We start from the raw sequence: 12,975 nt of genomic DNA on the forward strand, positions 1-12,975 counted from the left end.
TCAAGGGTACTGCCAAGCCAGGGTTAGATTTGACATTATATAAATGTGTTGATTGAAATTAATTAAAGCAAGAGGTAAAACCCATGCCTTACAAATACTCTAACCCCTGTGTGTTCCAAGTTCCGATCAAATTAGAGGTACCGATTGTGCTCGACCTAGCTGTAGGTGCTAAGCGTAAGTGCTTTACTAAGTATGAGGAAATGGAGATCGAAGAGAACGGAGCGGGTACTGAGCCAGCCGAACCAGTTACCACTTAATCTCTTTAGCAATCTTTGACAGCTGGCTTTTAAATTCTGGGCATAAATTAATTCCTATCTCTCCTCTATATCCTCCCTCCTGAGCTCAGGAGGGAGGAGTTTTATTGTAGACCAAAACCTATATCCTCCCTAAGTTAGGCCAGACTATCATCAGTTGAAAAAAAGGTACCCTCAAGGGTACTGCCAAGCCAGGGTTAGATTTGACATTATATAAATGTGTTGATTGAAATTAATTAAAGCAAGAGGTAAAACCCATGCCTTACAAATACTCTAACCCCTGTGTGTTCCAAGTTCCGATCAAATTAGAAGTACCGATTGTGCTCGACCTAGCTGTAGGTGCTAAGCGTAAGTGCTTTACTAAGTATGAGGAAATGGAGATCGAAGAGAACGGAGCGCCTACTGAGCCAGCGGAACCGGTTAGCACTTAGTCTCTTTAGCAATCTCTGACAAGAATCTTTGACGGCTGGCTTTAAATTAGTTCATAGAAATTAGTTCCTCAAATCCCCCTAGGCTTATCAAGTCAGGGGGGTTTTCTTAACCAGTCTCCTGCTAAGCTTAACGTAAGCATATGCCCTACGCGCACGCTACTTGAGGTGCCGTCAGCTGTCAGCCGTCAGCTTAAAATAAACCTCCCACGCTACTTGAGGTGCTTTCTGTAACTCAGCATTATTCGAATGCTGACCTGTTTTATTCTTAACGGTTTCCTCCTTAACCCTGCCGATAGCGCATACGGCGGTTTGCATAACTATCAGGTGCGCTTTCCGCATCTAATTATTAAATTCGCCACGGGTCGCACCTCAGGTACACAGGATTGTTTTCCCACTTCCGACTTCCGACTTCCCTGTTCTCTCTTCCCTGTTCCGGTGATCCGCTGTTCCCTGTTCCCTAAAATTCAGAAATTTGTACCTAACTGAATTGCAAACCGCTGATAGCTGATAGCTGATAGCTGATAACTGATAGCTGAATGCTTACAAGTTAACTAAAAGGTACCCTTAAGGGTACCGCAACTTGTTAGTAAATTATGAGACCATTGGGAGAGATTAAGACTACCTGCCAAACTACCTGATGGAGGGCAAATCATGCCTGACGAAAATATCCACGAATCCTCTTACAACTGTGAATTTGAGATTCCGATCAATTTTTTAGTTCCCTTCTCATTCAAGCCCACATTTGCTCCACAAAAGTGTACCTTCCAACTTTGCAATCACCCTGGTGCTAGTGCCAGTCCGCCACCCTATGGCTTGCGTCTTGATGGACTGCTCACTGGTAATGCCAGAGATATCTATACCTTTGATTTTGAGTACGAGGGCGCAGAGGTATTCCTCGACTACACCAGCACAGGTGAGATCCACATCTACGGAAAAGCCTTCGGTGGACAAAAAGAAGGGAAGAATTACAAAAAAAGGACAACTGACTACTGGGATATCGACTTTACCTACAAAGTTGTGGGACATAAAGACAACGATGCCTATGTCACCGAGAAAGCCTATGGCACATACAAGATTGGCATGGGTAAGGGGACAATCAAGTCTAAGAAGTTCAAGTCCTTTGATCTAGTAGACTACTTCGGTAATCATGAATACTCTTTCCGATTTGGTGATGATACGGAGCACCGGGGCCATAAAGGTATCTCTGGCTGGGGCTGGCTGAATCATAGTGATAGTGGTGCCAAAGATCGTATCTATAAGCACCTAGATTACTCTGACTGGCTATTCGTTGCTAAGATTCCTAAACTATCCATGGCTAAATGGAAGATGATCTGCTGGAGTGGCTTAGCCAGTGCAGTCTGGTGTGAGGATGATCCTAAGAAGTCCGAGCATGATTAGCGATTGGTTATAGCGCCGCGCGCAGTGTTGGGAGATGGGGAGATGGGGAGATGTAAGTGTGGTAAGTGTGGTAAGTGTGGGGGCGCGGGGAGATGGGGAGATGGGGAGATGAAGAGATGGGGAGATGAAGAGATGAGCAACTGGCTACCCAAGACGGCGCTAGCTCCGAAGCTCCCGACTCCCGACTCCCGACTCCCGTTCCCCTCCTGGGAGGGGTTAGGGGTGGGTACCGACTCCCGACTCCCTAAAACGAAGAATGACTAACCACTAATAAATTTCTTGATCTGTTCGAGTTTGTCTTTGTAGGGAGCATAGCGCAACTGCAAATCCAGCCAGAAGGATTTCTTAAGCACGCTTTTTTGGTGAGAAAAGGTATCAAAACCAGCTTTCCCATGATAAGCACCCATGCCACTATCACCAACCCCACCAAATGGTAGGGAAGGAACATTTAGATGCATAACTGTTTCATTCAAGCAAACACCACCAGCAGAGGTCTGTTGCAAAACCTGCTGTTGCTTTGCTTTGTCTCTGGAGAAAAAATATAGCGCTAATGGTTTTGGTCTTTGGTTAACTATCCCAATGGCTTCATCTAAATTACTGTATTCAATCACAGGTAGAATCGGACCAAAGATTTCCTCTTCCATCACTTTATCCTCTAAGGAAATATTGTCGATGACCGTGGGAGCAATATAGCGGTCTTCTGGATTAGTTTGTCCACCAATTATGATGTCACCATCGTTGAGTAAGCTACTCAAACGCTGATAATGCTTATCACTGATAATCCGAGCATAATCTGGACTTTTGGCGGGATCGTCTCCATAAAATTTATGGATACAGGCTTTGATTTCCTGGAGTAAATCAGATTTAATCTCCCGATTGACCAGCAGATAGTCTGGTGCAACGCAGGTTTGACCGGCATTGAGAAACTTACCCCAAACAATTCGTTTTGCTGTAGTCTCTATCGGCACATCTGTCTCCACAATGCAGGGACTTTTACCCCCCAACTCTAGGGTGACGGGGGTTAGGTGTTTGGCAGCAGCAGTCATGATAATTCTGCCAACTTGGGTGCTGCCGGTGAACAAGATATGGTCGAATTTTTCTGCTAACAGTTCCTGACTAGTTTCTACTCCCCCTTCCACTACAGTAATATAGCTAGGGTCAAAGTTTTTCTGGATAATCTCTGCGATCGCACCAGAGGTGTGAGGGGAGATTTCAGAAGGTTTGATAACGCAACAGTTTCCCGCTGCGATCGCACCCACTAAAGGCGCAATGGCTAGAGCAAATGGATAGTTCCAGGGACTGATAATCAGTACTACTCCCAAGGGTTCGGGATAAATTTGACCCGAGCCTGGAAAATTTGCCATTGAGACCGGGACTCTTTTCGGCTTGACCCAGGATTTAATATGCTTGAGGGTGTGATCAATTTCCTGCACCAGGATAATTTCGGTAGCATAAGATTCAAATTCCGCCTTGTGCAGGTCGGCTTTCAAGCCTTCTAAAATGGCAGTATCATTTTCTAAAATAACTTGCTTGAGGCGCTTGAGTTGGGCGATCCGGAATGCCACATCTTTGGTTTTACCGGTGCTGAAAAAATTGCGCTGCTGAGCCAAAATATCCTTGACTTGACTGGTTTGTAGTTCAAGCATCTTAAAATTTAATCCCTGAACGGAAAAAAAAAATCATTTTGTTCTGGTTCAAGGTTAGCAATTATTTGATAGGATAGTTTATTGCTAAATACTTGCAAGAGTTTAGCGTAGGGTGGGTTAGGCGGCGAGTACTTTAAAAGCTCACCTTTGAAGAGATCTGTCCGCCGTAACCCACCAATATTCAGCGACTAATCGCTGTCTATACATTTACTTTATAAACAGCCTCTGAGTTCAGCTCCCTGAAAACATTCCTGAAAACTCCCGATGCCACTAAAAATTTCAGCACTATTGAGCGGTAACAAACCATGGCATCGTCTGGGTTTGCCTGGTTGGACAGTCTCCGTAATTGCGATCGCACTCCTGATTTGCGCACCAGTCCTATCTGTGCTGGGCAGTATGTTCTCCGATTCTTCGGAAGTATGGAGTCATTTAGTCTCCACTGTCTTAGGCAGTTACATTGTCAACTCCCTGTGGTTAATTATAGGTGTAGGTAGTGGAGTATTAATCCTTGGGGTTTCAACAGCATGGCTAGTAACCATGTGTCGCTTCTGGGGAAGCCGGGTGTTTGAATGGGCTTTACTACTGCCTCTGGCAGCACCAGCCTATTTACTTGCCTATACTTACACCAATATGCTGGACTTTTTTGGACCCGTACAGACCTGGCTGCGGCAGCTGTTTGGCTGGACTAGCGTGCAGGATTATTGGTTTCCCAATGTCCGGTCTCTGTGGGGTGCGATCGCAATGTTGTCTCTGGTGCTCTATCCCTACGTTTACCTAATCACCAGGGTAGCGTTCCTAGAGCAATCCGTCCGTACCCTAGAAGCTGCTCGTTCCCTCGGATGTAACCCTTGGCGTGGCTTCTTCACCGTCGCTCTACCCCTAGCCAGACCAGGGATCATGGCAGGTTTGGCCTTAGCACTGATGGAAACCCTAAGCGACTTTGGCACAGTAAAGTATTTCGGTGTCAGTACTTTCACTACAGGCATATATCGTACCTGGTTAGACATGGGTGAGAGGTCAGCTGCTGCTCAACTAGCCGCCTGTTTGCTACTATTTGTAATTATTTTAATTCTACTAGAACGCTGGTCTCGTAAGCAATCTCGCTATTATGAGACTAGCAGTAGTTACCAGGGAATCAAGCCATTTCCACTAACTGGGATCAGAGCCATACTCGCGTTTGTAGCCTGTTTCCTTCCCACTGCTCTTGGATTTTTAGCACCTGCAGCATTTTTGCTGCACATGACCATTAAAAATGCCGAGGAAACCTTAGATGATAATTTTTTGCAGCTAGCTACAAATAGTTTACTATTAGCAATTACAACAGCTGCGATTGCTATGGTCTTAGCATTAGTCATGGCTTATGGGCAACGTCTAGTGCCCAAACTAGGGATGCGCTTAGCAGTACGCACTGCTGCCATGGGTTACGCTATCCCTGGTTCAGTGATTGCAGTTGGTGTCTTGATGCCCTTAGGTCAGTTGGACAATATCATTGACAGCTGGATGCGGGATAACTTGGGCATATCCACCGGTTTAATTTTTAGTGGCACCATCATTGCTCTAGTATACGCCTATCTTGTGCGCTTCCTAGCAATTTCATTCAATACCGTTGAATCCAGCCTAGGTAAGATTAAGCCTAGTTTAGATGATGCCTCTCGCAGTCTCGGTTATGGACCTACGCTGACCCTAATCAAAGTTCACGCCCCATTAATGTGGGGAGGATTGTTGACAGCAGCCATGTTGGTGTTTGTGGATGTGATGAAAGAGTTACCAGCAACTCTGATCATGCGACCGTTTAATTTTGACACCCTGGCAGTACGAGTTTACCAGTATGCCTCCGATGAACGATTAATACAGGCATCAGCACCAGCCTTAGCGATTGTTTTAGTAGGGATTATTCCAGTAATTTTATTAAGTTTGAAGATTGCTAAATCTCAGGGATAATAATGCAGAAGGCAGAAGGCAGAAGGCAGAAGGCAGAAGGCAGAATACAGAAGGCAGAAGGCAGAAGGCAGAATACAGAAGGCAGAATACAGAAGGCAGAAGGCAGAAGGCAGAAGGCAGAAGGCAGAATGAAGCATGAAGAAGGCATAATTCTTAATTCTTAATTCTTAATTCTTAATTCTTAATTCTTAATTCTTCATGGTGTTGGAATCAAAAAAAAGGGAACAGGGAACAGGGAAAAGAGGAGTTTTTGCTTTCTCGGCGCTACTCCCTACTCCCTCGGTGCGCTTTCCGTAGGCGAATTTAATTCGCCACGGGTCGCACCGCTCCCTACTCCCTAAAACGACAGTACTTGATCTAATTTATAACTGTTATACCCAACCAGCAATATCCATAAGTTGAACTGCTGTAGCACTATTGGGACCATATTGGGAAACACTGGTTGGATCTTCCTTGAAGGGAAAACCAAAGCCCGCAAGTACCGGATCAATCGGTGTTCCAGAAACCACTGGATATTCGCTATTAGCTTGAGCAAAGAAGGTCTGAGCCGTAGGGCTAGTTAGATACTCTAAGAACTTGATACCATTTTCTCGATTAGGAGCTGTTTTAACCAAGCCGCCACCACTGATATTAATGTGGGCACCCCGGTTTTGCTGATTAGGGAAAAATACACCAACTTTCTTGAAGATCCCCTGCTTGGCAGGGTCATCGGATTTAATATAGCGAGGTAGATAATAGGTATTTGCGATCGCAATATCCGCAATCCCAGCCGCAACGGCTTCAATTTGGGCTCGATCATTACCCTGAGGCTTGCGAGCAAAGTTACCCACAAAGCTCTCGACCCATGCTTTTACTGCTGGTACACCCAGGCTGGCAATCAGTGAGGCAACCAGAGACTGATTATAGATATTGCTCGATGAGCGGATAGCAATGCGACCTTGCCATTTGGGATCAGCCAGATTTTCGTAAGTTGACAGTTCAGCAGGGTTGACTCTGTCTTTGTTATACATAATCACCCGCGCTCGCTTAGTGAAGCCAAACCAGTGATTGTCAGGGTGTCGCAGGTTAGCGGGAATATTGGAGTTGAGTTCCGATGAATTAACCGGGGCAAAAATACCAGCCTGGTCAGCTTTCCAAAGACGACCAGCGTCAACAGTAATTAAGACATCAGCAGGGCTATTGGCCCCCTCACTTTTAATCCGTTCTATTAATGGATTTGCTTTCCCCTCAATCAGATTCACTTTAATACCAGTGATGCGGGTGAAGTTATCGTACAAGTCATCATCCGTCTTGTAGTGACGAGAGGAGTAGACATTGACTACCCGATTCTGGGCGACTGCTCTACGAGGTTTACCCAGTTCACCCAAGGTGTAAGCCGCCATGGCTGTACCACCTGCTAGTAAGATATTTCTTCTATTGATGTTCATCAGCAACTACTACTTTCTCTCCTTAGGGTTGTCGCTAAATTTATGCAGTAGGTATGTTAATCCAGCACCTGAGTTACCATACCTACTGCTATCGCTATAAATTATCGATTAGTTTGTAGATTTTGTAAACTACCTCAGGCGGTCGGATCGCAAATAAATCCTTTCAATTACCTGATTTGACTATATACTTGACCCTATAGTAGATGTAATGGTCAGTGTGTAGAAGAGGAACTTTACTCAGTATACTATTATTTTTTTAATAGCTTATCAGAAATTTATCTAAAAATTTTCCAGAGGAATAGAGCTGAAAGTTATAGGGCTGCGCCCAGGGCTAGGGAACTTCCGCCCTTAGGAAACAGGCACTGGAAAAGCTTGTCATATAAAGGGTTTAGCAATTATTGCGTCCTTGAATTTGGAAACACCTTTACCAGCATTACTACAATTGATAAGATTTTGCGGCTACTGACTACTGAGCGAGTCGGGAGTCGGGAGTCGGGAGTCGGGAGTCGGGAGTCGGGAGTCGGGAGTCGGGAGTCGGGGGTCGGGAGTCGGGAGTCGGGAGTCGGGAGCAGGGAGTAGGGAGTCGGGAGGCGGGAGGCGGGAGTCGGGAGTGGTGTCGCCGGCGTCGGAGATCGGGAGGGCNACCCGTGGCGAATTAAATTCGCCACGGGTCGCACCTCTTTTATGCATAGCTGACTAACCATAAAGGCTCCACTCTCCTTAGGTTTCGTCTCCAGGGATGAATTTCCCCTCAAGTATTTAAGGGAGTAAGCCAGTCTTCCCCAAAGCTTCCAAATACTCAGATAGTGTTAGACCTGCCCTGTCTGCCATCTCTTTTAGGCCGTCCCAGGCAGCATCTGTAGTTCTAACGGTATGTGATTTTTTCGCTTCTCCGTGTATTGGAGGGCGTCCAGTTCTTTTTCCCATGTTCAAGACATCAGCATTCCTAAAAGCTATAATTAATATAGCATGGATAAATAGGTCGAAACAATGCAGTTCGGGTACAGGTACAAACTCAAGCCAAGCCGACAACAAAAAGCCACAATGAATAGGTGGTTGGATATGTTGCGATCGCAGTATAATTACTTACTTAGAGATAGAATTGAATCTTTTGATCAAGCTAAAGCTCCTAGGTTAGGCAATTACTGTGATCTAAAAAGTAAGAGTGAAGTGTGCCCGTTGACCTGTTCGGTTAGCAAATCTCACTCTGTTGGTTACCCATGGAAGAGTAATAAAAAGAACCCTAGAAGAACTGCTTACGAAGCTCAAAGTTCAAATTTGCCAATCCTTAAAAAGGAGAGACCTTGGTACAAGACTATTAACTCAACTGTTTTGCAACAGGCGCTAAGACAGTTGGATGTGGCTTTTTCTAAGTTCTTCAAAGGCGAATCTGGATATCCTAAGCCTAAGAGAATATCTAGATTCAGAAGTTTTAAATATTCCCCTGGGCAGGTCAAGGTAGATGGGAATCGGATTTACTTGCCAGGTATCGGATGGATGGGTTTCTTTAATTATCGTCCAATTCCCGAAGGGTTTAATGTTAAATCTGTCACTGTTCGGCGTAAAGCTCGTGGATGGTTCGTAAGTCTTCAGATTGAAGACAATTCAATTCCAGTCCCTCCATTAAAAGCCAGGGATGAGATTAATCCTGAGCGAGTTAAAGGTTGTGACTTGGGGATTAAAAAGCTAATCAGCATTTCCACTGGGAAAATGATAGCTAACCCGGCACGGACAAAGTCTTTTAAGCGTAGAGAAAGGCGTCTGAAGCTAAGACAAAGAGCTGCCAGCAGAAAAAAGAAAGGGTCTAAGAATAGAAGCAGGTCCTACTCCAAGGTGGCATCTCTCCATGAACGCATTACTAATAATCGTAATGCCTACCATTGGGAGACTGCCAATAAGTTAGTAGATGGTGCAGACGCTCTAATCTTTGAAGATTTAAACATCAGAGCGATGAAGTCTCGTTGCAAGCCTAAACCCAATGAAAATGGTGGGTACGATTCGGCAAAGCCGACGCTACGCGAACGCAATGGACAATCCGCAAAAAGAGGCTTAAATCGTTCAATATCTAATGCAGCTTGGGGAGAATTGGTCAATAAGATTGAGGCCGTGGCTGCAAAGTCAGGTATTCCAGTAATCAAAATAAATCCCAAGCATACGTCTCAAAGGTGTCCAAAATGTCACCACACGAGTAAAGAGAACAGAAAAAAAGAAAAATTCCTTTGCACTAACTGTGGTCATTACAACGACGCAGATGTAAATGGTGCAGTAAATATAAAAATTCGGGGTCTCAAAAAACTGGGAATTGACCCCACAAGACGCGCGCCTTAGAACAAGGCAGCCTTATTACAACAACCTAGAACCTTTTACCCATAACCCTTTAACTATAAAGGCTGCCTTGTTCTTACGGTAACTTCAAACTCAGCTACCTCCGGTGCGGGGGAAAGTTACGCCCATGGAGTTAACAGTGACTTAGTTGCTGTGCCTGGGAATCCCCATCCCTGAGGCGGGTGGGGAGGTTCAATGGATAATTAGTGCTACCTTACCTGTCATAGAACCGGCTTCGATAGCGTTGTGAGCAGCAGCAGCTTCTTTGAGGGGAAACCGTTGGCTGAGGTGAATTTTCAGTTTACCTTGATCAATCCAATTAGCACACTGCTGGAGAATCTCGGTTTGGTGCTGTTGAGCTGTAGTGAGCCCTTTCAAGGCTGGGGTGAGCATGAGTTCTAGACTGATGCGCAAATTATGCGATCGCGCTGTCTTCAAATTACCTTCGGCTGGGTCTGGTTGGAGGATAGTCACAATATCGCCATATACCCGCACTGCTTCACAGGTGTCATAAAAGGTTTTACCAAAAATTTTGGGTTTAAAGCCCCGTCCTTATAGGACGGCTTTCTTTTTAAGTTAAAACTTGACAGTTTTATCACTGCTTGTTATTATAAAATTATAAACAAAAAAAAATAGATAAATACTATCTAATGATAAGTAGACAACGTAAAAAATATGTATCAGATACATATTGCGTAATTTGGTCTAACGACTTAAGCGATGCAGCGCGGTCTTGGGGGTTTCCCCCATGAGCGACTGCATCAAGACAACGTCTATGAAAAAAAATTAGATAAAAAAAGTATCTATCTATATAAAAAAAGGTACGGTGGGGCACACCGAAACCTAAATCTTTGATTTAAACGCTTAGGTCGAATTGCCCTCTACTTTTTCTGGTTCCGACCTGCTATACGCAAGACAGCTCGTTGAAGTAAGAATCCCCGTCCTTAAAGGACGGGGAGTGTCAAAAAGCTAGTTTGTTTGTAAAGGATAGGATAGTCAGCACCTAACTGACGCACTAATCTAGCTTTTTCTTGAGAACCGACAGTAGTACAAACCTCAGCACCTTTGAGCTTAGCTAGCTGAATAGCAACGTGACCAACACCACCAGCACCTGCCTGAATCAGCACCTTTTGTCCTGCTTGCAACCGTCCTCGGTCATACAATGATTCCCAGGCAGTGATCAGTACTAGAGGAGCAGCAGCGGCTTCAGGGAAGGAGAGGGATTTAGGCTTGTGGGCAACTAAGGACTGATCAACAACAGCTAGTTCGGCATAGTTACCCGTACCAGATAATCCTAATCCCCCAGCACAGAAATATACCTCATCACCGACCTGGAATTTATCGACACCAGCACCAACAGCTTCTACCACACCAGCACCATCGCAGCCTAGGATAGCTGGCATTTGGTCACGGTAAAAGGTACCTCTACGCCGCAGTTTGGTGTCAATGGGATTAACACCAGCAGCGTGAAGACGCACCAGGATTTCTGTGTCGTTTTTAATTGTGGGGTCTGGTACATCCTGAAGTTGCAGCACTTCAGGTGTACCAGCAGCGGTCATTAAAATGGCTTTCATTGGTCATTTGTTAATTGTTAATTGTTAATTGTCAATGGTTAATGGTCAATGGTCAATGATCAATTTTCAATTAACTTTGCACAAATAACTTTGAACAAAATCGCCATTTGATGATTTGCCTTGATGATGTCCGATACTTTTTAGCTACCAGAATCTACCAAAGGTAAACTCTAGCTCGCCAATGCAAGATGCTCTCGCATCCAGGGGGTATCTCCCAAAGCCCTCAGGAATATCCCGCGAGCGCCATAAAAATGTCAAAAAAGTTCGTTCCACCGGGATTACAGCGCAACTATTAAACCCTTGGTTTTCGGCTTTAATTTAAGTTACATAATAATCCCTGTCGGTGTTACCCTAATTTAATTCTAACAAATAATAAGAGTTTTTGGTAGACTCTGCAACATTTTCTCTAGCTGTTTACTAACCCTTTTAGATCCATGCCTAATCATGCTGTACATAGTTGTGCTGTCGTTTGACTATAGCGACAGGGATGGCTGAAGAGTGCTTTAGGCTGGGATTGGTGTTCTGCTCGAAAGACATTGGCATCGAGATTAGCCAGGATTTGTTTACCAGAAAGGCTTCGCTCTAGGTAGGGCAATGCGGGTTTGATATAAGGATAGACAACATTCCAGTAAAAGTTTGGGTAGTTCCGGCGTAAATCACCGGGATTACGATAGCCTAAAATCTGATTTTTCCCGATTTCTTCAAACTCGTAGAACAAGGCACTAATTTTTTGTAAGTAGCGGGGATCAGCCAGCTGACCAATCAAATCTGCTGCTCTGACTAAACCAGGATAGTTAACCGTGTCTTGATGATCCTGATCAGCAGGTACTGGGAAACGGGTTAATTCAATATTGTGCTTAATCTGCTCAGTATCAATCAGCAGGTGATTACCAAAGTGTTCATCAATAAACTGCTTACCCCGGTCTACATGGTAGGGAGTAAGGCTGGCATCAGTTGCACCTGTAGGGAGAGTAATCATGAAATTGTCTATTCCTGTGGCATACAATCCTTGGTCTGGTTGGTCTTGACGACAGATGCCTTTGATATAGCCAATGTCATGGCACAACAAAGAGATAATCACGTGCAACCAGTCTTCACAGGAGACGCTCCCTTCGCAGATGTGCTTACCCCACAAGATTTCCTGTCCAACTAGGGTGACTAGGAAGGTGTGTTCAATGTTGTGATAGAGAGCGTCACTATTAGCAATATTTTCCAGAGCCATGTGGGTAGCCCAAGTAATCAGCTCACAGTAGTCTGATTTAAGGTTGCCGTAAGTGCTGTGGAAACCTGTCTCTAGATTTTTAACACAGGTATCAATGATTATCTCGGTAGGATTAAACATCATGGTAGGCATATCAGCAACTCCTGATTTAGATTTAAGCTCATCCCCACGGTCACATCCGGGGGATTTCAGGTTAGGGGTTAGGGGTTAGGGGTTAGTTAATTGGTCTGGCATTGCTTAATTATGCAATGATTTTAAGAATTTTTTGGAATGAGCATCAGGCGTGGAACGGGCATCTTGCCCGTTTCATTTCCCAGGCAGGATGCCCACCCCACTCATATTAATTCGAAGATTCAGCAATGCCATTGGTCTGACTAACTACTAACGACGTTTTGTTTGGCAGCTTTCAATCCCTATATCTAGATAAACGCTAGATCAAAGTTCTCACCATTCGCCCTGAGGCACTTAGCTTTGTTAGGTCCGGCACAAGGGGCGAGGTATTAACCTTATGTTTGTCAAGTTTTCACCCACTTCGGATCAGGTATCTACCAAGCTGATAGCTGATAGCTAAAAGCTGATCGCTTTATCAACACAACCCATCAAGCTCCCAATTTTGGGCAATACAAGTGCAACAGGGAGTGATATGATATGACCAGTACTCAGTGCCATCAGACGCAGGGTTTTAGCTTGAGGGAAAAGGCAAGAGATTACTGAGACATCTATAACCTCGTATAGGTTTGATTGCCATTAATCAAAC

The 12,975-nt window shown here is 44.7% G+C and carries 11 protein-coding genes and 2 pseudogenes; 7 read left to right on the forward strand and 6 right to left on the reverse strand.

Translation table 11 applies throughout. The annotated features are described in order from the left end of the window. Positions 1-83 precede the first annotated feature (83 nt). The 4 genes from F6K64_RS13480 to F6K64_RS13495 all read left to right on the forward strand — a co-directional run bounded on the left by F6K64_RS13480 (position 84) and on the right by F6K64_RS13495 (position 2,347). Positions 84-257, forward strand: coding sequence for a hypothetical protein (locus tag F6K64_RS13480; RefSeq protein ID WP_193431502.1), 174 nt, complete (start codon positions 84-86; stop codon positions 255-257). Between the two features lie 254 nt (positions 258-511). Beyond that, positions 512-685, forward strand: coding sequence for a hypothetical protein (locus F6K64_RS13485; RefSeq protein ID WP_193431500.1), 174 nt, complete (start codon positions 512-514; stop codon positions 683-685). Positions 686-1,336: 651 nt separating this feature from the next. Beyond that, positions 1,337-2,083 carry a hypothetical protein gene (locus F6K64_RS13490; protein ID WP_008184279.1) on the forward strand — a complete coding sequence of 249 codons (747 nt, stop codon included), beginning with the start codon at positions 1,337-1,339 and terminating at the stop codon, positions 2,081-2,083. A 42-nt stretch (positions 2,084-2,125) separates the two neighbouring features. After that, positions 2,126-2,347, forward strand: coding sequence for a hypothetical protein (locus F6K64_RS13495; protein WP_044493157.1), 222 nt, complete (start codon positions 2,126-2,128; stop codon positions 2,345-2,347). On the opposite strand, the gene F6K64_RS13500 is transcribed toward F6K64_RS13495, so the two are convergent. Continuing rightward, positions 2,344-3,729, reverse strand: a complete 1,386-nt coding sequence (locus F6K64_RS13500) for an aldehyde dehydrogenase (RefSeq protein WP_008184284.1) — start codon at positions 3,727-3,729, stop codon at positions 2,344-2,346. The genes F6K64_RS13495 and F6K64_RS13500 overlap by 4 nt on opposite strands. Positions 3,730-3,993: 264 nt before the next feature. Between F6K64_RS13500 and F6K64_RS13505 the strand changes: the two genes are divergently transcribed. Both F6K64_RS13505 and F6K64_RS13510 read left to right on the forward strand, forming a co-directional pair. Then, complete coding sequence (locus F6K64_RS13505) at positions 3,994-5,670, forward strand: ABC transporter permease (protein WP_287265579.1); 1,677 nt, start codon at positions 3,994-3,996, stop codon at positions 5,668-5,670. Positions 5,671-5,672: 2 nt separating this feature from the next. After that, positions 5,673-5,834, forward strand: coding sequence for a hypothetical protein (locus F6K64_RS13510; RefSeq protein ID WP_008184289.1), 162 nt, complete (start codon positions 5,673-5,675; stop codon positions 5,832-5,834). A gap of 207 nt (positions 5,835-6,041) precedes the next feature. On the opposite strand, the gene F6K64_RS13515 is transcribed toward F6K64_RS13510, so the two are convergent. Continuing rightward, positions 6,042-7,097: a Fe(3+) ABC transporter substrate-binding protein gene (locus F6K64_RS13515; RefSeq protein ID WP_287253617.1), complete on the reverse strand. Its 1,056-nt coding sequence runs from the start codon at positions 7,095-7,097 to the stop codon at positions 6,042-6,044. Between the two features lie 759 nt (positions 7,098-7,856). Then, the gene (locus tag F6K64_RS13520) at positions 7,857-8,024 is read right to left on the reverse strand and encodes a hypothetical protein (protein ID WP_165691862.1); all 168 of its coding nucleotides are present in this window, start codon (positions 8,022-8,024) and stop codon (positions 7,857-7,859) included. A gap of 63 nt (positions 8,025-8,087) precedes the next feature. Here F6K64_RS13520 and F6K64_RS13525 point away from each other — a divergent pair, with 63 nt between their 5' ends. Further along, positions 8,088-9,425, forward strand: a complete 1,338-nt coding sequence (locus F6K64_RS13525) for an RNA-guided endonuclease InsQ/TnpB family protein (protein ID WP_287262986.1) — start codon at positions 8,088-8,090, stop codon at positions 9,423-9,425. Between the two features lie 189 nt (positions 9,426-9,614). Here F6K64_RS13525 and F6K64_RS13530 read toward each other — a convergent pair. The 3 genes and pseudogenes from F6K64_RS13530 to F6K64_RS13540 all read right to left on the reverse strand — a co-directional run. Beyond that, positions 9,615-9,947, reverse strand: a pseudogene (locus F6K64_RS13530) (zinc-binding dehydrogenase); the annotation flags it as partial. A gap of 437 nt (positions 9,948-10,384) precedes the next feature. Further along, a pseudogene (locus F6K64_RS13535) lies at positions 10,385-10,996 on the reverse strand (alcohol dehydrogenase catalytic domain-containing protein); the annotation flags it as partial. 442 nt (positions 10,997-11,438) lie between these two features. After that, positions 11,439-12,338, reverse strand: coding sequence for an Npun_R2479 family HD domain-containing metalloprotein (locus tag F6K64_RS13540; RefSeq protein WP_044494259.1), 900 nt, complete (start codon positions 12,336-12,338; stop codon positions 11,439-11,441). Positions 12,339-12,975: the final 637 nt, after the last annotated feature.

It is taken from the genome of Moorena sp. SIO3A2 (assembly GCF_010672265.1).
Lineage (GTDB): Bacteria > Cyanobacteriota > Cyanobacteriia > Cyanobacteriales > Coleofasciculaceae > Moorena > Moorena producens.